The organism is Agromyces solani (assembly GCF_058349925.1).
The window spans coordinates 763,324-783,748 of record NZ_JBYRER010000003.1 but is presented as its reverse complement, the minus strand read 5'-3'; the positions used below and the strand labels follow the sequence as shown (position 1 = coordinate 783,748).

Here is a 20,425-nt window from a genome sequence, read left to right as displayed (position 1 = left end):
CGCACGGCTCTCGCCGTGCGCCCCTCCGTGAGCAGCTGGTTACTTGGCAGCAGCCTTGAGCTTCGAACCGGCCGAGACCTTGACCGAGTAGCCGGCCGGGATCTCGATGGTCGCACCCGTCTGCGGGTTGCGGCCGGTGCGCGCAGCGCGGTGCGTGCGCTCGACGGCGAGCCAGCCGGGGATGGAGACCTTGGTGCCCGAGCCCACGGAGTCGGCGAGCGCGTCGAACAGACCGCCGAGCACGGCGTCGACGGTGGCCTGGCTCTGGCCGGTCGACGCAGCGATCTTCGCGACGAGCTCGGTCTTGTTCAGCGACTTGTCAGCCATTGAATGTCCTCCTCGGACGTTCGCTGTATGCAAACAGCATTGAGTTGAAGTACTCGGGAACGATCGTTCAACCGCCCCCGTGGCCAACCGGCCGCCTCGAATGTAACAGAAAACCCCGGAAACACGCGGATTTCCGGGGTTTTCACGCCATCGGGGCACGGCGTGTCACGCGCCGTGCCCCTCGAGGGCTACTTCAGGAACTTGAACTCGGCCGTGTGCGTCGTCCCGTCGTCGAGCTGCAGCGCGAAGGTGCCGCACCTGCCGGCCCACGCCTTGTCGGTCTTCCAGACGTACACGTACTGGCCCGCGACCGGGTCGTAGGTCAGGCTGCTGCCACCCGCCGTGACCGTCGTCTCGATCGCGTCGGTCGCGACGCCCGTCGCGCACGCCGTGAACACGACCTTCGGGTACCCGTCCGCGATGATGTCGAGGCCCTGGTCGCCGCCGAGGCTGAACTTCATCGGCACCGCGCTGCCGGCCTTGACCGAGTTGACCACGCCGTTCATGTCGACGGGCCGGAAGAACCCGGTGAAGTCGTAGATCACCGAGTAGCCGCACGTCACCTCGACCGACGCGTTGCCGGCGTTGTCGACCGCGGTCCCCTCGGGGGCGACAGCGGTCTTCGCGCCGACGCTCGACGTGTCGAGGACGATCGAGCCGCTCTCGTATCCTGCGGCCACTCCGGATCCGCCCGGCTCATCGGTCGCGGTCCAGGTCGCCTCGGCGACCGACCCGAGGATGACGGGGTCGACCGGGCAGACCAGGGTCACGACCGGCGGCGTCACGTCGACGACCGTGTAGGTGCAGGATGCCTCGGCGGAGGGGTTGCCCGCGTTGTCGACGGCGGTGCCCGCGGGGGCGACGGCGACGAGGTTCTCGCCGAGCGCCGAGGTGTCGAGCAGGATGGCCCCGCTCTCGTAGCCCGCGGCCACCCCCGAGCCGCCCGGCTCATCGGTCGCGGTCCAGGTCGCGTACGCCTCCTCGCCCTGCGGAATCGGGTCGGTCGGACAGGTCAGCGTGACGACGGGGGCCGTCTCGTCGACCGGTTCCACGTCGCAGTTCACGACCGTCCAGCTCAATGAGACCGTCGCGTCGCGGTTCTTCGTGTCCCCGGTGAGCACCTTGCCGGTCGCCCGGTAGCTCACGGTGCCGCTGCCGGGTCCGTCCGAGCTGCCGGCCGTGACCGTGATCGTCGAGCTGGTCTGGGCGCTGTCGACGGTCGAGTTCTTGTCGAGCTCGGCCCAGCCGGCGGGCAGGGTGATGGTCGCCGGTGACGGCTGCGTCGCCGAGACGTTCGACTGGGCGATGCGCGAGAAGCCCACCTCGGAGCCGCTCTGGAAGATCGTGGCGTCGCCGTTGCCGCCCCGGTCGAGGTTCAGCTTGACCACGACGTCATCGCTCGTGCCGCACTCGAGCTCGCCGAGGTCGACCTCGGGCGTCGAGACGACGAGGTCGTCGGTCGTGCTCCACTCGATGTCGTCGGCGTACGCGATCGCGCCCCCTCCGAGCACGAGCGCGGCCACCGCGGCCGCTCCGGCGATCGATCTGCTCCAACGCTTCATGGGACGGCCTCCATCGGTCGGGCGGACGCATGCGCACGCATACGCCCTCGGGTCCGTCAACGCTATTGACGCGCCCACCCGTCCGGCAGGTCCCCATGAGGGTGCCACCCGAACGGGGCCTCCGCCCCGGCCGCTGCGCTCGAGGCCGCCGGAGACGCGAAGAGGGGCGCCCCGGAGAATCCGGAGCGCCCCTCTTCGTGAAGCGTGAAGCTACTGCTTACCAGCTCGACTTGGTGATGCCGGGCAGCTCGCCACGGTGCGCCATGTCGCGGAAGCGGACACGCGAGATGCCGAACTTCGAGAGGTTGCCGCGGGGGCGACCGTCGATGGCGTCGCGCGAACGCACGCGGACCGGCGACGCGTTGCGCGGAAGCTTCTGCAGGCCGACGCGGGCGGCCTCGCGGCTCTCGTCGGTGCCGTTCGGGTCGATGAGCGCCTTCTTCAGCTCGAGGCGCTTCGCCGCGTAGCGGTCGACGATCACCTTGCGCTGCTCGTTACGCGCGATCTTGCTCTTCTTGGCCATGCTTAGCGCTCCTCTCGGAAGTCGACGTGCTTGCGCACCACGGGGTCGTACTTCTTGAGCACGAGGCGGTCGGGGTTGTTGCGACGGTTCTTGCGGGTCACGTAGGTGTACCCGGTGCCGGCCGTCGAACGGAGCTTGATGATGGGACGGATGTCCTGCTGCTTCGCCATTAGAACTTCACCCCACGAGCCTGCATGTCACGGACGACGGCCTCGATGCCACGAGCATCGATGACCTTGATGCCCTTGGCGGACACGTTGATCGTGATGTTCCGGCGAAGCGACGGCACGTAGTACGTCTTCTTCTGCACGTTCGGGTCGAAGCGGCGCTTCGTCCGGCGGTGCGAGTGCGAGATGTTGTGACCGAAGCCGGGAACGGCGCCGGTCACCTGGCACACTGCTGCCATTGGTTTCCTCCAATACCGAGGGGCGGATGCCCCTCCCAAGGTCTCTTGTCTGCTGACGCCCGCACGCCGGAACCCGCGATTTCTCGCGGTGATCTGCGTGGGATTGTCGCGGTCTGGGCAGTGGAAGTACCCAGCCAACGAGCCAGCTTACCAGATACCCCGGTAGCGCCCGAAATCGGTGCGGATGCCCCGGCCGGGGCATCCCGACATCACGGTGCCGTCGTCGTCCCCCGCGCCTCGCGCTCCTCGCGCAGCACCGTGCGCCGCGACAGCACCGCCGCGACGAAGAAGCAGAGCGCGCCGATGACCGTGCCGAGGTTCGTCCAGAACAGGCTCACGAGGTCGCCGGTCGTCGGCACGACGTAGGCGGCGATCGCCGAGACGCCGAAGGCGATCGATCCCAGCAGGTTGAGCCCGGTGCCGTGCCACGTGCGTGCGTCGCGGTCCCACAGCTGGCCGCGATCCCTCGTCGCGACGACCGCGAGGGCGCTCGAGACGAGGAAGGCGATCGACCCGAGCGCATCGGGTCGCCAGCCGACGCCGATCGCGTCGGGGTCCCGCACCGCCGCCACGAGTGCCTGCCCCGTGCTCACGTTGAAGAAGAGCGTGCCGGCGAACTGGATCGCGGCGGCGAACCAGTCGGCCCGGTCGGCGGCGTTCATGCCCTTGCGCGGCGGGCGGCGCCCGCTGAGGCTCAGCTGGATGAACCCGGCCGTCGTGAAGAGCAGCGAGCCGATGAAGAAGGTGACCGCGACGCCGACATCGCCCGCCCACGCGGCGTAGGCCGGCAGCGGTCCGACGAAGAAGCAGATCGAGCCGAGCGCGAATCCCCAGGCCTCGCGGCGCAAGCGGCGATCCGACGGCGGCGTCGGCCGCTCCGGCGAGGAGGTGTCGCGTGGCATGCCCTCATCATCGCGCATGCCCACCCCCGCCGGAGCGACCGCGTCGCTACTCGGCATTCCCCGTCGACGAGGTCTCGACGACGAGCCCGAGGTCGCGCATCTCGCGCACCGACTTGCCCGCGAGCTTGCGGCCGAGCAGCGGTCGCCCGTTGCTGTGCTGGTAGACGCCCGCGGGCTCCTTCGCGAGCGGCTCCTCCCAGCCGCGGTAGAGGGCGATCACCCGGACTGTGAAGCCGATGACGAACGCGATGCCCGTGCTCACCCAGACGTTCAGGCCGAAGGCGTCGCAGACGATCCAGACGAGGCCGGTGAGCACCGCGATGCCGACGAACCACTCCCCGCGGATGAACTGCTTCGGCGGCACCCCGCTCGTGACGTCGATGAAGTAGCGGCCCGCCGTCGGGCCGACCACCGCGAGCGCGAGCGCGCCGAGGACGGGCAGCCCGGCCTCGACCGCCTTCTGCGCGCCCACGATCGCGTACCAGGGCAGCGAGAACGAGGTCATGAACTGGAACAGCCCCTCGCGGAAGAGCTGCCCGCCCTTGAACGCGAGCGCGTACCCGATGAGCCCCGCTGCGAGGCAGAGCAGGATGTACGCGGGGTTCGTGAGTGCCGACGGCACGTCGCCGAGCAGCACGTCGCGGGCGACGCCGCCCCCGATGCCGCCGACGAGCGCCATCAGGAGGATGCCGACGATCGTGTAGTTGCGGTAGTGATCGGGCCGGCGCGCGAGCAGTGCGCCGTTGAGGGCGTTCGTCGTGGCGGCGATCAGGTCGATCGTGGTGAAGTCACCGGTCCACGTGAAGTCGCCGAACGTGATCGGGGTGGCGCTCATCTCGAAGAGCATGACGGCCTTTCTGTCGGGGCATGGTTCTGGTCGGGTGGGGTGCCGAACGGCCCACGGGACGCACCCGTGGGCCGTTCGACGGGCGCTCAGCCGGTCGTCGCGCCGCCGCCCGGCGGCGCCGCCGGCGCGGTCGAGGCGGCCGGCGCACCTTCGTCCTCCTCATGGGTCCCGCGACTCGCCTTCTCCGCATCCGACCGCAGGTCCCAGCTGGGCCGGCGGAACGCGTAGAAGAGCAGCGGCGGCACGCCGAGCAGCAGGATGACGCCGAGCACCACGAGCGCGTACATCCCGGCCGACATCGAGTCGAAGCCGTCCGGCGGGATGAACGCGAGGCAGAACGCGGCGAGGCATCCGAGGAATCCGACGCCCGCGATGAAGCCCATCGCCGGCACGCGGTAGGCGCGCTTGACGTCGGGCGCCTTGCGGCGCAGCCGGATCGCGGCCGCGAACATGAGCATGTACATGATGAGGTAGAGCGCCGCGGCCATGTCGACGAGGGCGATGAAGGCCGAGTTCACGTTCGGGATGAAGATGAACATCGCCGCCAGCAGCGTCACGATCGTGCCCTGCAGCATGAGGATGCCCGACTGCACGCCCTCCGTGTTGCGCTTCTGGAGGCCTCGCGGGAGCAGGCCCGACTCGGCGGCGGCGAGCAGGCCCTTCGAGGGGCCGGCGATCCAGGTGAGCACCGAGGCGAGCGCGCCCGCCGCGATGAGCGCCGAGATGACCGGCGTCGCCCACGACATGCCGAACGTGTCGAAGTACTGCTGGAACGCGAGCATGATGCCGTTCGTCAGCCCCAGGTCCTTGTTCGGCACGGCGATCGCGATCGCGATCGTCGGCAGGATGAACACGGCGAGGATCAGGACGGACGCGAGCAGGATCGACTTGGGGTAGCCGCTGCCCGGGTTCTTCATCTGGTTCACGTGCACGGCGTTCACCTCCATGCCCGCGTACGCGAGGATGTTGGAGACGATCAGCACGATCGACGCGATGCCCGTGAACGGCGGGATCATGTTCGCCGCCCCGAGCGGCACCTCACTCGGTTCGCCGGTGCCCATCCAGATGAAGCCGAACACGATGAGCAGCGCCGCCGGGAAGAGCGTGCCGAGGATGCCGCCCCATGACCCGAGCTTCGCGAACAGGTTGCCGCCGCGCAGGGCGATCAGCGTCGACCCCCAGTACAGCACCAGGATGATGATCGCCGTGTAGAGGCCGTTGTTCGCGAGCGACGGGTCCATGAACACGAACGCGATCGCGGCCGCGATGAAGGCGATCTGCGTCGGGTACCAGACGACGTTCTGGATCCACTGCAGCCAGACGGCGGTGAACCCCCATCGGTTGCCGAAGGCCTCGCGAACCCAGACGAAGACGCCGCCCTTCCACCCCGTCGCGAGCTCGGCCGCGACGAGCGCGGTGGGGATGAGGAAGAAGATCGCCGGGATGATGTAGAGGGTCACGCTGCCGAGCCCGTAGACCGCCATCGCCGGCAGCGAGCGCAGGCTCGCGACGACGACGAGGGTGAGCAGGGCGAGCTGGCCGGCACCGAGGTAGGCCGTGTGCGCCGTTTTCGGCGCCAGCGGGTGGTTCTTCCCGAGCCGTGGCGACTCGGTCGCCTGCTTGGTCATCGCACCCGCCCCCCTAGTGGTGGAATCCCGGACGGGCGCCCTCGACGGGCATGGGCGACTCGAGCTGGTCGAGGTAGGCGGTCTCGGCCTGGATGTCGCGGAGCAGGTCCGCGGCGAGGTCCATGCTGAGCCCGTTGCGGACGACGATGCGCTGCACCGTGCGGTCGGTCATGTTGTCGGGCAGCGGGTACGCGGGCACGAGCCATCCCTTCTGCCGCAGCCGGTCCTGCAGGTGGTACAGGTTCCAGTTCTCGGTGTGCCCCGGCTTGAGGCGCCACGCGAAGACGGGGATGTCGGTGCCGTCGCTGATCAGGTCGAAGGCGCCGATCTCGGCGATGCCCTTGGAGAGGTACACGGCGACGTCCTGCGACGCCTGCTGCACCGCGGCGTAGCCCTTGACGCCGAGCCGCAGGAAGAGGAAGTACTGCAGGAGCACCTGCGCACCCGGCCGCGAGAAGTTGAGCGCGAGCGTCGGCATCTCGCCGCCGAGGTAGCTGACGCGGAAGATGAGGTCGTCGGGCAGCACGTCGGCCGTGCGCCAGACGACCCAGCCGAGACCCGGGTAGACGAGGCCGTACTTGTGACCCGACGTGTTGATCGAGTGCACGCGCGGCAGCCGGAAGTCCCACTCGAGGTCGGGCTGGATGAAGGGCGCGATCATCGCGCCCGAGGCGCCGTCGACGTGGATCGGCACGTCGAGCCCGGTCTTCGCCTGCAGCGCGTCGAGCGCGTCCGAGATCTGCTTCACGGGCTCGTACGCGCCCGTGTAGGTGACGCCCATGATCACGACGACACCGATCGTGTTCTCGTCGATGTACTCCTCGAGCTGGGCGCCGTCGAGCATCGGGTACTCGTCGCTCACCGGCACGTAGCGCGGCTCCACGTCGAAGTAGTTGCAGAACTTCTCCCAGCAGACCTGCACCGCGCTCGACATCACGAAGTTCGGCTTCGAGGCGTCCTTGCCGGCCGCGCGACGGGCCTGCTGCCAGCGGCGCTTCATCGCGAGGCCGCCGAGCATGGCCGCCTCCGAGGAGCCGATCGTCGACGTGCCGATCGTGCCGTCGGGGTCGGGCGAGTGCCACAGGTCGGCCAGCATGCGCCAGCACTTCTCCTCGATGGCCGCGGTCTGCGGGTACTCGTCCTTGTCGATCATGTTCTTGTCGAAGGCCTCGGTGTAGAGCGCCTTGGCCTCGTCGTCCATCCACGTCGTGACGAACGTCGCGAGGTTGAGTCGTGCGTTGCCGTCGAGCATGACCTCGTCGCGGATGATCTGGTACGCGGTCTGCGGCAGCGACTCGTTCTCCGGGATTCGGTGCCCCGTCGTGACCGTCGCCTCCCCCGGTCGCGCGAACCGCGGTGTGTATTCGTTGTCGAGCTGCTCGGTCATCGTCATCCCTCCATGCGTTGCCAGCGCGGTGCCGTCGGGACACCGCTGGGCGCGGACGGGAGGAGCCGTTCCCCCGAACGCTGCATCCGCACGCGATGCTATTGCGGGAGGCGCGCCGCCGGTATCACCCAGATCGCATGAACCGCCGCCCCGGCGCCCCCTGCTCAGGGCCCACCCGTCCCCCGATCGACCCCTCCGCGAGGGGCGGTCCGGGTATGGGGAGTGCTCCCCATTCACCGGGTTTCGGGGAGCGGTTAGTCTCGTGGAGGTCGCCCCGGTTCGGGGTGGCGAGGGTTTCAACGATTGGGGTTGATGATGGCTGATTTCAAGGCGTCGTACGGTGAGATGGAGTCGATGGCGGGCCGTCTCGACACGGGTCGTGAGGAGATCGGCGACGTGCTGCGTCGTCTGAAGGACGATGTCGACCGTCTCCTGGGTGACGACTTCAAGACGCAGCACGCGTCGGGCAAGTTCGGCGAGGGGTACACCGAGCTGACGACGGGCCTGGAGAAGGCGATCGAGGGCATCAGCGACATGGGCGAGTCCCTCCGCAAGATGATGCAGGCGATCAAGGACACCGACCAGGCCCTCGCCGGCAACTAGTCGCACCCGCGCCCCCGCGCGACGACGGCGGGTGGGATGCCACGAGGCATCCCACCCGCCGTTTCCTCATCTGCGACCCGCTCGAGGTCGCGGCCGGAGCGGCCGTCAGTCCGTGAGCCCGTCGACGTACTCGCGGTGGTCGGCGATCCACTCCTCGACCACGGGCGCGTAGTCGTCGGTGCCGGCCTCGTTGAACATGGCGTTCTCGAGCGAGTACAGCAGCTCGCCGTCCATCTCGAAGTCCTCGAGCCAGCCGCTGAGCGTCGGGAACGACTCCGCGAAGCTCTTGCCGCCGAACGCGTGGATGCCCTCGGCGTCGCCGAGCGCGCCCTCGGGGTCCTCGAGATCCTTGATCGGGAACGCGTCGTACGCCCAGTGCGGGCGCCACAGCGTGACCGCGATGTTCTCGCCGCCCTTCGTCGCGGCCGTGAGCTCGGCGAGCATCGCGGGCGTCGAGCTCGTGAGGTACTCCATCTTCTCGAGGCCGTAGGCCGGGATGACCCCGTCCTCCGTCACCCTGTTGAGTCCCGACCCCGGCTCGATGCCGACGAGCCGGTCGCCGAAGAGGTCGGCGTTCGCGGCGAGTTCGTCGAGCGAGTCGATCGGCGCGTCCTCGTTCACCGCGACGGTGAGCTTCGCGTCGTCGTTCCACGCACCGAGGTCGACGAGGTCGTCGCCGTACTGCTCGATGTAGTCGGCGTGCGTGATCGGCAGCCAGGTGTCGAGGGTGACGTCGTAGTCGTCGGTCGTGAGGCCGGCGTAGACGGGCGCGGGGTCGGCGTACTCGAGGGTGACGTCGTAGCCCTGCTCGGTCAGCACGGCCTTCCAGAGCTCGCTCGCGGCGATGCCCTCGTCCCAGCCGTTGAACACGGCGATCGTGACCTCCTTGCGGTCGCCGTTGTCGAGGGTCTCGGCGCCGGCGCCGGCGGCGCAGCCGCTGAGTGCGAGCGCGGCGACCGCGCCGAGTGCGAGTGCTCCGGTGAGCGTGCGCTTCTTCATGTGATTCCTTTCCTCCCGCGAGCAGGGTCGCGGGCGTTGGGGTGAGGTCCGTTGTCGGTCCGTCGGTCGAGGAGCGTCCGACGGAGGAGGGCGCGTATCGAGGTCACCGCGCCGATGCGTTCAGGCGGTCGGGGCGGATGCCTCGGGGCGGGCGCCGACCGCGACGGGCTCGGGTCGCTCGTCGTCGGAGCCCGCTTCGCCGGTTCCGGCGGACTCCGGCGCCGAGGCATCCCCCCTCGACCGGCGGCGTGGCCTCGGCGCGCCGAGCGCGCCGGTGATGCGGTCGAGGATGATCGCGAGGATCACGACCGAGACGCCCGCCTCGAAGCCGAGGCCCACGTCGATGCGGGTGAGCGACTGCACGACGTCGCCGCCGAGACCGCCCGCGCCGACCATGCCGGCGATGACGACCATCGAGAGCGAGAGCATGATGACCTGGTTGACACCCGCCATGATGCTCGGCATCGCGAGCGGCAGCTGGATCTGCCGGAGGATGCGCCACGGCGACGAACCGAACGCCTGCCCGGCCTCGACGACCTCGCGGTCGACGCCGCGGATGCCGAGCTCAGTGAGGCGCACGCCCGGGGCCATGGCGAAGATGATCGTCGCCACGATGCCCGGCACGACGCCGACGCGGAAGAGGATGAGCGCCGGGATCAGGTACACCATGGCCGGCATCGTCTGCATGAAGTCGAGGATCGGGCGGATCACCCGCGAGGCGGTGTCGGAACGCGCGGCGAGCACGCCGACCGGCACGGCGACGACGACCGCGATGGCGCTCGCGACGAGTACGAGGGCGAGCGTCGCCATGGCGTTGTCCCACTGGTCGACGCCGACGATGACGAGCAGGCCGAGCGCGGAACCGAGGGCGAGCCTCCACCCGCGGGCGAACCAGGCGAGCGCGGCGATCGCGGCGATGACGACCCAGGACGGCGGGGCCTGCAGCACGAGCTCGACGAGGTCGTAGAAGCCCGCGAACACGTCGCGAACGGCCCCGAAGAACCCGCCGAGCACCTCGGTGATGAGATCGATGAAGGCGGCGACCCATTCGCCGAGCGGAAGACGGAAGCCGTTCATGCGAGGCTCCTCTCCCCCGCGGCCGCGACCGGCGGGGCGTCGGCCGCCGCCGCTTCGGCACTCGCGGTGCGGTGCAGCGTCTCGGTGATGACGTCGATCGGGATCGTCGCCGGCGTCTCGATGATCGCCTGCTCGGCCGTGTCGGTGCTGACGTTGCCGAGCGCGGCGAGCAGGGTCACCCGCGGTACGGCGCCGAGGAGCCGCCCCTCGCCGTCGACGACCGCGAGCGGCAGCTGGCTCTCGACCGCGCTGCCGAGCAGGTCGGCGAGGTGCTCGTCGACGCCCACGACGGGGTGGTCGTCGCTGATCGCGACGCCGAGGTCTCGTTCGCCGCGCTGCACGAGCCGCAGCACGTCGCGGTCGTGGGCGACGCCGAGCAGTCGCCGCCCGTTGCCGACGACGAAGACCATCGACGTCTGGAGGTCGCGCATCGTGCGCAGCGCCGCGCGCGGCCCGGCCGAGGCGGTCGCGACGGCGCGTGCCGCCTCCATCACGTTGCCGGCGGTGAGCACGCGGGCGCGGTCGACGTCCTGCACGAACTGGGCGACGTAGTCGTCGGCCGGGTCGGTGAGGATCTCCTCGGCGGTGCCGATCTGCACGACACGGCCGTCGCGCATCATGGCGATGCGGTCGCCGAGGAACATCGCCTCGTTGAGGTCGTGGGTGATGAAGACGATCGTCTTGCCGAGCTCCTGCTGGAGTTCGACGAGCTGCTCCTGCATCTCGCGGCGGATCAGCGGGTCGAGGGCCGAGAAGGCCTCGTCCATCAGCAGGATGTCGGTGTCGGCGGCGAGTGCCCGGGCGAGGCCGACTCGCTGCTGCATCCCGCCCGAGAGCTCGGCGGGCAGCCTGTCGCCCCAGCCGCCGAGGCCCACCCGCTCGAGGATGCGCTCGGCGCGAGCGCGACGCTCGATCGCCGGAACGCCCTGGATCTCGAGTCCGTACGCGGCGTTCTCGAGCACGGTGCGGTGCGGCAGCAGCGCGAAGTGCTGGAAGACCATCGAGACGCGACGGCGGCGTACGGCGCGCAGGCGGTTCGGCGCGACCCCGGTGATCCGCTCCCCCATGACCGTGACGCTGCCGCCGGTCGGCTCGACGAGCCCGTTGAGCATGCGGATGAGCGTCGACTTGCCCGAGCCCGACAGGCCCATGACGACGAAGATCTCACCGCGGCGCACGTCGAAGTCGGCGTCGATGACCGCGGCGGTGCCGAGCGGGGCGAGTTCGTCGCGGCCGGCGCCCTGTCGCAGCCGCTGCAGGGCTTCACGCGGCTTGCGGCCGAAGAACTTGGTGAGGTGGCGCACCTCGAGGGCAGGGGTTTCTGGCATCGTCTGGGCTCCCTGAGGGCGCGCCGATCACCGCGAACGCGTGGCGTTCCGCGGTCGAATCCGGGCGCGCCGAACTCATGGGTCACGGCCGGGTTGGCGGCGAGTCGGAAGCCCCGCGCTCAAGCCCGGCGGATGGTGCTGGCGCCGGGCGAAACAGGGCCTCGTCGCACCCGGCCATCGGGGCCGGATGCCTCACCGCCGAACCGTACGCTCCGATCATTCCCGTTCGGGCATATCGGACCGCGGACTGGGCGGACGGTCTTGCAGGACCGCTGTCCACCGTAACGAGGTTCTCCGCGGAACCCAAACTCGACTTGGTTTTTCCGTGCCCGACCAGCGTTTTCCACTCGTCGGCCGACCGCGGCGGGCGGCGATGCGATCAGGCCGGCGAGCCCGCACTCGCATTCGCGAGCTTCGTGCAGTTCTCGCACAGGCCGAAGACGTCGACGACGTGGGCCGCCTGCGTGAATCCGTGCTCGGCGGCGATGCCCTTCGCCCAGGCCTCGACCTCGTCGGCCGCGATCTCGACGGTGAGCCCGCAGTTGCGGCAGATGAGGTGGTGGTGGTGACCGGTCGTCGAGCAGGCCCGGTACAGCGCCTCGCCGTCGGGCGACTGCAGCGAATCGGCCTCACCGCTCGAGGCGAGGTCGCCGAGCGCTCGATAGACCGTCGCGAGCCCGATCGGCGCACCGCTCGCGTGCAACGCGGAATGCAGCGCCTGCGCGCTGATGAAGCCCTCGGTCGTGTCGAGGGCCTCGCGAACGGCCTCGCGCTGCCAGGTGTTGCGTTTCATGCGATTCGTGCGTCCTCCGCGGTCTCGACGGGGATGTCGGCCCGCTTCCACGGTACCGCGCGGAGCTTGGAGATCCCCAGCGCGAGGAGGAAGAACGCGGTCGCCGCGAGGGCGATCGAGGGGCCGGCCGCGATCGCGAATGCGCGCGACGCGAGCACCCCGATCACACCGGATGCCGCGCCGATCAGCGGCGACGCGAGCAGCACGCCGCGGAAGGAACCCACGACGAGGCGCGCCGCGGCGGCCGGGGCGGCGATCAGCGCGATCGCGAGGATGGCGCCGACCGCGGGCAGCGAACTCACCACCGACGCGGCCGTGAGCCCGAGCACGACGAGCTCGATGGGCCACTCCCGGTAGCCCATCGCCCGGAAACCGGCCGGGTCGAACGTCGAGAGCGCGATCTCCTTGCCGATGGCGGCGACCACGACGATCGCGACCACGGCGACGCATGCCGCAAGCAGAATGTCTTGCTCGGTCACCGTCAGGATGGACCCCACGAGCAGGCTCTCAGCGCTGACCGGCAGGCCGGGTAGGAGCGCCTGCAGCAGTGCGCCGGCGGCGAAGCCGCCCGTCAGCACGATGCCCGCCGCGACCTGCGCGCCCTGCCGACGCACCCGGGCGATGCCCGCCATGACGGCGACGAGCACGATCGAGGCTACGGCGGCGCCGGCCGGAACGCTCACGCCGAGCGCCGCGGCCGCGACCGCTCCCGGATACGTGCCGTGCGTGAGCGCCTGGGCGAAGAAGGTGCGCTTGCGCAGCACCACCAGGGTGCCGACGAACCCGGCGCCGACGCCGATCACGATCGCGGCGACGAGGGCCCGCTCGAAGTAGCCCATCAGCGCCCCTCCCCCGTGCCCGTCGATGCCCCGGCGCGATCGCGGGCGTTCGGGAGGGGATCGGCGGATCGGGAGGACGGAATCCCGAACCGGCTCCTCCCGGTCGTGCGATCTCCTCCCGACCGGCGACGGGAGACTGCCGCGGCCGCCAGTGCGACGGCGAGCACGAGCGCGTAGCCCAGCACGAACACCGCGACGACCGTCGATCCGGCGGGCACGTCGACCCCCGCGCCGACCGAGACCGCGAAGCCCGTCGCGAGCCCCAGCCACGCACCGACGGCGGCGAACGCCGCGGCCACCGGGAACAGCCACCACATGCGGCGCGTGACGAGCCGCGCGACCGCTCCCGGGACGATCAGGAGGGCGAGCACGAGCAGCGTGCCCACGGTACTGGCCGCCGCGACGACGACGAGCGCGATCGACGCGTTCAGCACGAGGTCGAGCACGAGGGCCGAGTCGCCGGCGGCCCGACTCCCCCGGGCGTCGAAGGCCCGGAACAGCTGCTGCTTCAGCGTGGCGACGACGAGGAGCAGTGCCGCACCGCTCACCGTCACGAGCGGGAGCACCTGGTCGGGCGGAATCGTGAGCACCCGGCCGAAGAGCAGCGCCTCGAGCTCGCCCGCGTAGTCGTCGCTCTTGGAGACGACGATCACGCCCACGCTGAAGGCGGCCGTCAGGACGATCGCGATCGCGGCGTCGGACGTGATGCCGGCGCGATCGAGCCAGGTGAGGGCGAGCGCGCCCGCGAGGGCGGCGATCGCCGCTCCGGGGATGAGGCCGCTCGTCCCTCCGACGGCGAGCCCGATGGCCAGTCCGGGGAAGACGGCATGGGTGAGCCCGTCGCTGATGAACTCGAGCCCGCGGAGGTTGACGAGCACGCCGACGACGCCGGCGACGATGGCGAGCACGAGCATCACGAGGAGGGCGCGGCCCATGAAGGGGAGCGCGAAGGCCGAGAAGAGCGCGTCGAAGGCGGTCATCGCGTGCGGCTCCCCCATGCGCATCCGGTATATGCCATCGGTCGCATCAATGGCCCTCGTGGCCGGGCACGACGAGCGTGTGCTCGTCGATCTCGACCTCGACGCCCTCGAAGCACTCCTGCACGTTGCCCAGGGTGAGCACCTCGTCGACGGGACCGTGCGCGAGTTGCGTGCCGTTGACGAGCACCACAGAGTCGCAGACGAGGCGAGCCAGCTCGAGGTCGTGGGTCGAGACGAGCACGGCGACGCCGTCGGCCTTGAGCTGCCTGAGCGTCGCGACGAGGGCGTCGCGGTTGGCCTGGTCGAGTCCGTTGAACGGCTCGTCGAGCAGCAGGAGCGCGGGCTGCGAGGCGAGCGCCCGCGCGAGCAGGCCGCGCTGGCGCTGGCCGCCGGAGAGCTCGCCGAACTGACGCTTCGCGAGCGGGGCGAGGTCGACCCGCTCGAGCGCCTGCGCGACCGCGGCCCGGTCGGCGCGCCCCGGCCAGCGGAAGAGCCCGAGCGCGCGGTACCGCCCCTGCATGACGACCTGCTCGACGCTGATCGGGAAGTCGGCGTCCAGATCCGCCGACTGCGGCAGGAAGGCGACCATTCCGTTTCGGGAATGCGATGGGCGCACGGGCGCCTCGACCCCGGCGAGCTCGAGCGTGCCGGCCGTGCGCGGCACGAGCCCGAGGATGCCCTTCAGCAGGGTCGACTTGCCGGCGCCGTTCGGGCCGATGAGCGCGACCGCCTCGCCGCGCTCGATCTCGAGGTCGAGGTCGGCGACACCGCCGCCGCCCGGGTGGGTGAACGCCGCACCGCGGAGCCGGAGCACGGGGGAGTCGGTCATGGCGTCATCCTTGCAGGGCGGCGGGGAGCGCGGAAGCCTCGACGCCCCACGACTCGAGGATGAGCCGCGCGTTGTGGAGCTGGCTGCCGAGGTACGTCTCGCCCTCGGTGCCGGCCGCCCCGAGCGAGTCTCCGTAGAGCGCATCGGGACCCGAGTAGACCCTCGCCCCCGACTCGGCGCCGATCGTCTCGGCCGCCTTCGGCGAGATCGACGCCTCGGAGAACACGGCCTTCACGCCGGTCTTGCGGATCTCGGCCACGAGGTCGTCGATCTCGGCGGCGCTCGGCTCCGCGTTGTCGTCGAAGCTCGGGATGATGCTGCCGACGAACGTGATGTCGTAGGCGTCGACGAAGTACGTGAACGCGTCGTGGTTGGTCACGAGCAGCCGCTCGTCGGCGGGCACCTGCTCGACGTTGTCGCCGATCCACTCGTCGAGCGCGTCGAGTCGCCCGAGGTAGGCGGCCTCGTTCGCCTCGACGGCCGCCGTGTCGAGGCCGGGCACCTCGCCGAGGCCGTGCGCGATGTTCTCGACCATCTGCTCGGCGAGCTCGGGATCGGTCCAGATGTGGGGGTTGCCGTCGGCGTGGTCATGGCCGGCGTGATCGTCGCTCTCCGCGGTGGCCTCGTCGTCGTGGTCGTGCCCGGATTCGTCGTCGTGCTCGTCGCCCGAGTCGTCCGCCTCGTGCTCGTGGTCGTCGGTGCCGAACAGCTCGATGCCGGTGCTCGCGTCGACCAGCACGCCGTCGAAGCCCGAGGCGGCCACCGCGTCGTCGAGCCAGCTCTCGAGGCCGGCACCGTTGACGATGAGGGCGTCGGCGTCGCTGAGGGCGAGCAGCTGCGCCGCCGAGGGGTCGAAGCCGTGGGCGCTCTGGCCGGGGGAGAGGAGCTGGGTCACCGCGGCGTGGTCGCCGACGAGTTCGCGCGTGAAGTCGCCCACCTGGGTCGTGGTCGCCACGACCTGCGGCGACCCGTCGGTCGCACCGGATGCCGCGGTGCCGGCGCAGCCCGCGAGCACGAGGGTCGCGGCGATGCCGAGCCCGATCGTCGTCGGGACGGTCACGGTGCGGCGGGGTCGGGGGAGCGAGGTCATGCTCCGACTCTAGACCTTATTGATAATGATTGTCAAAACCATCTGAGTCGGCCTCCGGTCGTCTTCGGCATGCGCCGTCACACTGTGGAGAACCCGTGGCGCGTGTCGCCGGGTCGTGCAAGAGTGAAGTACGTGGATACGACGACGACACCCGCGCTCACGTTGCATCCGTTCACCGTCGCCGATGCCGAGCGCGTGCTCGCCGGCGAGGTCGACCCGCACGACGGCTGGGAGGGCGCGTACGCCTTCACGGATGAGCCCGAACTCCTGGCCGAGTACGTGCAGGCGGTCCGCGAGAACGGCGATCCCGCACCGTTCGGCCCGTACCTCGTGCATCGCGGCGCGGACGGACCGGCCATCGGCGGAGTGAACCTGTTCGGTCCGCCGGGCCCCGACGGCGCCGTCGACTTCGTGTTCGGGCTCGTGCCCGCGGTGCGCGGCCAGGGCCTCGCGCTGCACACGATCCGCGCGGCGGTCGAACTGGCGCGGTCCGCCGGCGCCAGCATCGTGCGCGCAGAGGCCGAGGTCTCGAACCTGCCGGCCCGGCGCACGCTCGAGCACGCCGGCTTCACCGAGGCCGGCCGCACCCCCGACGCGATCACCTACGAGATCCGCCTGTAGCGACGCGCGCGGCTCGCGCTATTCGAGCAGGAGCGCCGGCTCCTCGATGATCGACGCGACGTCGGCGACGAAGCGCGACACCACGTCGCCGTCGACGACGCGGTGGTCGAACGAGCCGCCGATCGTCGTCACGAAGCGCGGACGCACCTCGCCGTCGACGACCCACGGCTTCTGCTTGATGGTGCCGAGGGCGACGATGCCGACCTCGCCCGGATTCAGGATCGGGGTGCCGGTGTCCATGCCGAAGACGCCGATGTTCGTGATCGTGATCGTGCCGCCCTGCATCTCGGCGGGCTGCGTCTTGCCCTCGCGGGCCGTGAGCGTCAGCTGCTCGAGCGCCGCGGCGAGCTCCACCATCGACATGTCCTGCGCGTTCTTGACGTTCGGCACGATGAGCCCGCGCGGCGTGGCCGCGGCGATGCCGAGGTTCACGTAGTGCTTGACGATGATCTCCTCGTCCGTCCACTGCGCGTTGACCGTCGGGTTGCGGCGCACGGCCCAGAGCATGGCCTTCGCCATGATGAGCAGCGGCGAGATCTTGATGCCCGCGTAGTCGGGGGAGGCCTTGAGTCGCTTGAGGTACTCCATCGTGCGGGTCGCGTCGACGTCGACGAACACCGACACGTGGGGCGCCGAGTAGGCGCTCTGCACCATCGCGTTCGCGATCGCCTTGCGCACTCCCTTGACCGGGATGCGCGTCTCGCGGTCGGCAGGCGCCTCGGGCGTCTGGATGTTGCGGAACACGCTCGCCTGGCTCGCCTCGCGGATGACGTCGTCGCGCGTGACGTCGCCGATCGGCCCGGTCGGCGCAACGCGCGAGAGGTCGACGCCGAGGTCCTTCGCGAGCTTGCGGATGGGCGGCTTCGCGATGACCGGCACGTGCGCCTCGGGCTTCGCCTCGGCACGCGCGGCCGGGGTGGGATGCGCCGCGGCGGGTGCGGCGGGCGCGGGCGCCGCAGGGGCCGGGGCGGCGGGCGCGGGCGCTGCGGCGAGGCTCACGTGGGCGCCGTTCGGAGCGGGGTGGCGGCGACGACGCGTCGCGGCGGGGCCCGACGAGCCGTGCCCGACGAGGACGGCGCCGCTGCCCTCGGCCTCGGGCGCGGGCGCCTTCGGCTCGGCGGGTGCGGCCGCGGCCCCCGACTCGGGCGCGTCGGCGGGCGCCGGGCCCGAGGCATCCGTCTGGATCACGAGGATGGGGGTGCCCACGTCGACCGTCGTGCCCTCGTCGACGAGCAACTCGGACACGACGCCCTCGAACGCGCTCGGCAGCTCGACGAGCGACTTGGCGGTCTCGATCTCGACGAAGACCTGGTCGAGCGAGATGCGATCGCCGGGCGCGACGCGCCACTGCACGATCTCGGCCTCGGTGAGGCCCTCGCCGACATCGGGAAGGGGGAATCGGATCTCGCTCATCAGTCTTACCCTCGCAGTCGAGTCATGCCGTCAGCGTCATACGAGTCGCGGTCAGTACGCCAGGGCGCGATCCACGGCTTCGAGCACCCGGTCGGGGCTCGGGAGGTATTCCGTCTCGAGCGCGGCGGGCGGGAACGGGGTGTCGAAACCCGACACCCGCAGCACCGGAGCCTCGAGCGAGTAGAACGCCCGCTCGGCGACGGTCGCCGCGATCTCGGAGCCGACCGACACGTTGCCGTACGCCTCCTGCGCGACGACGAGCCGGCCGGTGCGATGCACCGAGTCGAGCAGCGGTCCGTAGTCGATGGGGGAGAGGCTGCGCAGGTCGACGACCTCGAGGCTCGTGCCCTCCTCCGCGGCGATGTCGGCCGCCTGCAGCAGCGTCGAGACCATCGCACCGTGGCCCACGACGGTGACGTCGGTGCCCTGGCGCACCACGCGGCTCGCGTGCAGCGGGTGACCGGAGTGGTCGAGGTCGACCGGGCCCTTCGGCCAATAGCGGCTCTTCGGCTCGAAGTACAGCACCGGGTCGTTCGACTCGATCGCCTCGCGGATCATCCAGTAGGCGTCGTGCGGGTTGGAGGGGCTCACGACGCGCAGGCCCGGGGTGTGGGCGAAGTAGGCCTCGGGGCTCTCCTGGTGGTGCTCGATCGAGCCGATGTGGCCGCCGTACGGCACGCGGATGACGACGGGCATCGACACGCGCCCCTCGTGCCGCAGCGTCTGACGGGCGAGCTGCGTCGTGATCTGGTCGAACGCGGGGAAGATGAACCCGTCGAACTGGATCTCGCAGACCGGACGGTAGCCGCGCATCGCGAGGCCGATCGCCGCACCCACGATGCCCGACTCGGCGAGCGGGGTGTCGAGCACGCGCTTCTCGCCGAACTCGGCGGAGAGCCCCTCGGTGACACGGAACACGCCGCCGAGCGGTCCGATGTCCTCGCCCATGAGCAGCACTTTGCCGTCGGCGCGCATCGCGTCGGCGAGCCCCGCGTTGATGGCCTTCGCCATCGACATGGTGTGCACGCCGCGCACGGCGTCGGCCGGCGCGGTCGCCTCCGTCGCGACATCCGAGATGGATGCCTCGGCCGTCGTGTCGCTCACGCGAACCTCCTCGTCGATGCCGCTCACGCCTCGCCCCCCTCGAACGAGGTCTCGAAGGCATCGAGCCAGGCGAGCTGTTCGGTCATGAGCGGGTGGGCCTCGCTGTACACGTGGGCGAAGATCGTCTCGCGCGTGGGCGCCTCGAGCTCGAGCGTGCGGCGGCGCACGTCGGCCGACAGATCGGCCGCCTCCTGGTCGACCTCGTCGAAGAACGCGGCCGAGGCGCCCCTGCTCTCGAGCCAGATGCGGTAGCGCGTGATCGGGTCGCGCTCGGCCCAATACGCCACCTCGTCGTCGGTGCGGTACTTCGTCGGGTCGTCTGCGGTCGTGTGCGCGCCCATCCGGTAGGTGAGCGCCTCGATGAAGCTCGGGCCCTCACCGGCACGGGCCTCTTCGAGCGACTGCCGGGTGGCCGCGTAGCTGATGAGCACGTCGTTGCCGTCGATGCGCAGGCTCGGCATGCCGAAGCCCGCGCCGCGCAGCGACAACGGACTGCGCGACTGCCGCGAGACGGGCACCGAGATCGCCCACTGGTTGTTCTGCACGAAGAACACCTGCGGCGTCTGATAGCTCGCGGCGAAGACGAGGGCTTCGCTCGCGTCGCCCTGCGAGGTCGACCCGTCGCCGTAGTACACGAGGACCGCGGCATCGGTCTCGGGGTCGCCGGTCGCGGTCGCCCCGTCGAACTGCAGGCCCATCGCATAACCGGTCGCATGCAGCGTCTGCGAGGCGAGCACCAGCGTGTAGAGGTGGAAGTTGCCGCTCTCCTCCGGGTTCCAGCCGCCCTGGGTCACCCCGCGCAGCAGCGCGAGGATGCCGACCGGGTCGAGCCCGCGGATCATGCCGACGATGTGCTCGCGGTACGAGGGGAACAGGTGGTCCTGCGGGCGGGCGGCGTGCGCCGAACCCACCTGCGCGGCCTCCTGCCCATGGCTCGGCACCCACAGGGCGAGCTGGCCCTGCCGCTGCAGGTTGGCGCCGGTGAGGTCGAGTCGACGCGACAGCGCCATGTCGCGGTAGAACCGCTCGAGCGTCGCGTCGTCGAGCGCCTCGACGAGGGGCAGGTACGGCTCGGCCTCGGGGGTCGGCCGCAGCCGACCCTCTGGGGTCAGGAGCTGGACCGTCGGCGCGGTGAAGTCTCTCTCGCGGGCTGCCACCGTTCCACGC

The 20,425-nt window shown here is 70.5% G+C and carries 22 protein-coding genes; 2 read left to right on the top strand and 20 right to left on the bottom strand.

The window, feature by feature from the left end; genetic code table 11:
* Window positions 1–39: 39 nt before the first annotated feature.
* The 9 genes from AC3RJ7_RS16035 to gad all read right to left on the bottom strand — a co-directional run bounded on the left by AC3RJ7_RS16035 (window position 40) and on the right by gad (window position 7,582).
* Window positions 40–327: an HU family DNA-binding protein gene (locus AC3RJ7_RS16035; protein WP_231429330.1), complete on the bottom strand. Its 288-nt coding sequence runs from the start codon at window positions 325–327 to the stop codon at window positions 40–42.
* 188 nt (window positions 328–515) lie between these two features.
* Window positions 516–1,889, bottom strand: a complete 1,374-nt coding sequence (locus AC3RJ7_RS16030) for a PxKF domain-containing protein (RefSeq protein WP_491456838.1) — start codon at window positions 1,887–1,889, stop codon at window positions 516–518.
* Window positions 1,890–2,106: 217 nt separating this feature from the next.
* Window positions 2,107–2,412, bottom strand: a complete 306-nt coding sequence (gene rpsN / locus AC3RJ7_RS16025; RefSeq protein ID WP_244856183.1) for a 30S ribosomal protein S14 — start codon at window positions 2,410–2,412, stop codon at window positions 2,107–2,109.
* A 2-nt stretch (window positions 2,413–2,414) separates the two neighbouring features.
* A complete protein-coding gene (rpmG, locus tag AC3RJ7_RS16020; RefSeq protein ID WP_021760158.1) occupies window positions 2,415–2,582 on the bottom strand; it encodes a 50S ribosomal protein L33 in 168 nt (55 codons plus the stop codon).
* Window positions 2,582–2,818 carry a 50S ribosomal protein L28 gene (rpmB, locus tag AC3RJ7_RS16015; protein ID WP_491424909.1) on the bottom strand — a complete coding sequence of 79 codons (237 nt, stop codon included), beginning with the start codon at window positions 2,816–2,818 and terminating at the stop codon, window positions 2,582–2,584. Before rpmB ends, rpmG begins: the two co-directional genes overlap by 1 nt.
* Window positions 2,819–3,027: 209 nt before the next feature.
* Entirely contained in the window at window positions 3,028–3,720 is a 693-nt protein-coding gene (locus AC3RJ7_RS16010) for a hypothetical protein (RefSeq protein ID WP_491456837.1), read from the bottom strand.
* Window positions 3,721–3,766: 46 nt separating this feature from the next.
* Window positions 3,767–4,555 carry a trimeric intracellular cation channel family protein gene (locus tag AC3RJ7_RS16005; RefSeq protein ID WP_491456836.1) on the bottom strand — a complete coding sequence of 263 codons (789 nt, stop codon included), beginning with the start codon at window positions 4,553–4,555 and terminating at the stop codon, window positions 3,767–3,769.
* Window positions 4,556–4,653: 98 nt separating this feature from the next.
* Window positions 4,654–6,195 (bottom strand): glutamate/gamma-aminobutyrate antiporter GadC, encoded by a 1,542-nt coding sequence (gene gadC / locus AC3RJ7_RS16000; protein WP_491456835.1) that lies wholly within the window; start codon window positions 6,193–6,195, stop codon window positions 4,654–4,656.
* 13 nt (window positions 6,196–6,208) lie between these two features.
* Window positions 6,209–7,582: a glutamate decarboxylase gene (gene gad / locus AC3RJ7_RS15995; RefSeq protein ID WP_491456834.1), complete on the bottom strand. Its 1,374-nt coding sequence runs from the start codon at window positions 7,580–7,582 to the stop codon at window positions 6,209–6,211.
* A 312-nt stretch (window positions 7,583–7,894) separates the two neighbouring features.
* On the opposite strand from gad, the gene AC3RJ7_RS15990 reads away from it, so the two are divergent.
* On the top strand, window positions 7,895–8,185 hold the full coding sequence (locus tag AC3RJ7_RS15990; protein WP_491424914.1) for a WXG100 family type VII secretion target: 291 nt from the start codon (window positions 7,895–7,897) through the stop codon (window positions 8,183–8,185).
* 105 nt (window positions 8,186–8,290) lie between these two features.
* Here the strand turns inward: AC3RJ7_RS15990 and AC3RJ7_RS15985 are convergent, their stop codons facing one another.
* The 8 genes from AC3RJ7_RS15985 to AC3RJ7_RS15950 all read right to left on the bottom strand — a co-directional run bounded on the left by AC3RJ7_RS15985 (window position 8,291) and on the right by AC3RJ7_RS15950 (window position 16,120).
* Complete coding sequence (locus AC3RJ7_RS15985; protein ID WP_491456833.1) at window positions 8,291–9,184, bottom strand: glycine betaine ABC transporter substrate-binding protein; 894 nt, start codon at window positions 9,182–9,184, stop codon at window positions 8,291–8,293.
* Between the two features lie 120 nt (window positions 9,185–9,304).
* Entirely contained in the window at window positions 9,305–10,261 is a 957-nt protein-coding gene (locus AC3RJ7_RS15980) for an ABC transporter permease (RefSeq protein WP_491456832.1), read from the bottom strand.
* Window positions 10,258–11,589 (bottom strand): quaternary amine ABC transporter ATP-binding protein, encoded by a 1,332-nt coding sequence (locus tag AC3RJ7_RS15975; protein WP_491456831.1) that lies wholly within the window; start codon window positions 11,587–11,589, stop codon window positions 10,258–10,260. The genes AC3RJ7_RS15980 and AC3RJ7_RS15975 overlap by 4 nt, the downstream gene beginning before the upstream one ends.
* A gap of 379 nt (window positions 11,590–11,968) precedes the next feature.
* Complete coding sequence (locus AC3RJ7_RS15970; RefSeq protein ID WP_491456830.1) at window positions 11,969–12,382, bottom strand: Fur family transcriptional regulator; 414 nt, start codon at window positions 12,380–12,382, stop codon at window positions 11,969–11,971.
* Complete coding sequence (locus tag AC3RJ7_RS15965) at window positions 12,379–13,221, bottom strand: metal ABC transporter permease (RefSeq protein WP_491456829.1); 843 nt, start codon at window positions 13,219–13,221, stop codon at window positions 12,379–12,381. Before AC3RJ7_RS15965 ends, AC3RJ7_RS15970 begins: the two co-directional genes overlap by 4 nt.
* On the bottom strand, window positions 13,221–14,219 hold the full coding sequence (locus AC3RJ7_RS15960; protein ID WP_491456828.1) for a metal ABC transporter permease: 999 nt from the start codon (window positions 14,217–14,219) through the stop codon (window positions 13,221–13,223). The genes AC3RJ7_RS15965 and AC3RJ7_RS15960 overlap by 1 nt, the downstream gene beginning before the upstream one ends.
* Window positions 14,220–14,247: 28 nt before the next feature.
* Window positions 14,248–15,030, bottom strand: coding sequence for a metal ABC transporter ATP-binding protein (locus AC3RJ7_RS15955; RefSeq protein WP_491456827.1), 783 nt, complete (start codon window positions 15,028–15,030; stop codon window positions 14,248–14,250).
* Window positions 15,031–15,034: 4 nt separating this feature from the next.
* A complete protein-coding gene (locus AC3RJ7_RS15950) occupies window positions 15,035–16,120 on the bottom strand; it encodes a metal ABC transporter substrate-binding protein (RefSeq protein ID WP_491456826.1) in 1,086 nt (361 codons plus the stop codon).
* Window positions 16,121–16,252: 132 nt separating this feature from the next.
* Here AC3RJ7_RS15950 and AC3RJ7_RS15945 point away from each other — a divergent pair, with 132 nt between their 5' ends.
* Window positions 16,253–16,741 carry a GNAT family N-acetyltransferase gene (locus AC3RJ7_RS15945; RefSeq protein ID WP_491456825.1) on the top strand — a complete coding sequence of 163 codons (489 nt, stop codon included), beginning with the start codon at window positions 16,253–16,255 and terminating at the stop codon, window positions 16,739–16,741.
* A gap of 18 nt (window positions 16,742–16,759) precedes the next feature.
* Here AC3RJ7_RS15945 and AC3RJ7_RS15940 read toward each other — a convergent pair whose 3' ends face one another.
* The 3 genes from AC3RJ7_RS15940 to AC3RJ7_RS15930 all read right to left on the bottom strand — a co-directional run bounded on the left by AC3RJ7_RS15940 (window position 16,760) and on the right by AC3RJ7_RS15930 (window position 20,415).
* Complete coding sequence (locus AC3RJ7_RS15940) at window positions 16,760–18,154, bottom strand: dihydrolipoamide acetyltransferase family protein (protein WP_491456824.1); 1,395 nt, start codon at window positions 18,152–18,154, stop codon at window positions 16,760–16,762.
* Window positions 18,155–18,205: 51 nt separating this feature from the next.
* Window positions 18,206–19,171 carry an alpha-ketoacid dehydrogenase subunit beta gene (locus tag AC3RJ7_RS15935; protein ID WP_491456976.1) on the bottom strand — a complete coding sequence of 322 codons (966 nt, stop codon included), beginning with the start codon at window positions 19,169–19,171 and terminating at the stop codon, window positions 18,206–18,208.
* 110 nt (window positions 19,172–19,281) lie between these two features.
* Window positions 19,282–20,415, bottom strand: coding sequence for a thiamine pyrophosphate-dependent dehydrogenase E1 component subunit alpha (locus AC3RJ7_RS15930; protein ID WP_491456823.1), 1,134 nt, complete (start codon window positions 20,413–20,415; stop codon window positions 19,282–19,284).
* Window positions 20,416–20,425 lie beyond the last annotated feature (10 nt).

Bases quoted from the DNA above. Each gene is read 5' to 3' on its own strand.
- AC3RJ7_RS16035 (WP_231429330.1), bottom strand. From the start codon at position 327: ATGGCTGACAAGTCGCTGAACAAGACCGAGCTCGTCGCGAAGATCGCT.
- AC3RJ7_RS16030 (WP_491456838.1), bottom strand. From the start codon at position 1,889: ATGAAGCGTTGGAGCAGATCGATCGCCGGAGCGGCCGCGGTGGCCGCG.
- rpsN (WP_244856183.1), bottom strand. From the start codon at position 2,412: ATGGCCAAGAAGAGCAAGATCGCGCGTAACGAGCAGCGCAAGGTGATC.
- rpmG (WP_021760158.1), bottom strand. From the start codon at position 2,582: ATGGCGAAGCAGCAGGACATCCGTCCCATCATCAAGCTCCGTTCGACG.
- rpmB (WP_491424909.1), bottom strand. From the start codon at position 2,818: ATGGCAGCAGTGTGCCAGGTGACCGGCGCCGTTCCCGGCTTCGGTCAC.
- AC3RJ7_RS16010 (WP_491456837.1), bottom strand. From the start codon at position 3,720: ATGCCACGCGACACCTCCTCGCCGGAGCGGCCGACGCCGCCGTCGGAT.
- AC3RJ7_RS16005 (WP_491456836.1), bottom strand. From the start codon at position 4,555: ATGAGCGCCACCCCGATCACGTTCGGCGACTTCACGTGGACCGGTGAC.
- gadC (WP_491456835.1), bottom strand. From the start codon at position 6,195: ATGACCAAGCAGGCGACCGAGTCGCCACGGCTCGGGAAGAACCACCCG.
- gad (WP_491456834.1), bottom strand. From the start codon at position 7,582: ATGACCGAGCAGCTCGACAACGAATACACACCGCGGTTCGCGCGACCG.
- AC3RJ7_RS15990 (WP_491424914.1), top strand. From the start codon at position 7,895: ATGATGGCTGATTTCAAGGCGTCGTACGGTGAGATGGAGTCGATGGCG.
- AC3RJ7_RS15985 (WP_491456833.1), bottom strand. From the start codon at position 9,184: ATGAAGAAGCGCACGCTCACCGGAGCACTCGCACTCGGCGCGGTCGCC.
- AC3RJ7_RS15980 (WP_491456832.1), bottom strand. From the start codon at position 10,261: ATGAACGGCTTCCGTCTTCCGCTCGGCGAATGGGTCGCCGCCTTCATC.
- AC3RJ7_RS15975 (WP_491456831.1), bottom strand. From the start codon at position 11,589: ATGCCAGAAACCCCTGCCCTCGAGGTGCGCCACCTCACCAAGTTCTTC.
- AC3RJ7_RS15970 (WP_491456830.1), bottom strand. From the start codon at position 12,382: ATGAAACGCAACACCTGGCAGCGCGAGGCCGTTCGCGAGGCCCTCGAC.
- AC3RJ7_RS15965 (WP_491456829.1), bottom strand. From the start codon at position 13,221: ATGGGCTACTTCGAGCGGGCCCTCGTCGCCGCGATCGTGATCGGCGTC.
- AC3RJ7_RS15960 (WP_491456828.1), bottom strand. From the start codon at position 14,219: ATGGGGGAGCCGCACGCGATGACCGCCTTCGACGCGCTCTTCTCGGCC.
- AC3RJ7_RS15955 (WP_491456827.1), bottom strand. From the start codon at position 15,030: ATGACCGACTCCCCCGTGCTCCGGCTCCGCGGTGCGGCGTTCACCCAC.
- AC3RJ7_RS15950 (WP_491456826.1), bottom strand. From the start codon at position 16,120: ATGACCTCGCTCCCCCGACCCCGCCGCACCGTGACCGTCCCGACGACG.
- AC3RJ7_RS15940 (WP_491456824.1), bottom strand. From the start codon at position 18,154: ATGAGCGAGATCCGATTCCCCCTTCCCGATGTCGGCGAGGGCCTCACC.
- AC3RJ7_RS15935 (WP_491456976.1), bottom strand. From the start codon at position 19,171: ATGTCGATGGCGAAGGCCATCAACGCGGGGCTCGCCGACGCGATGCGC.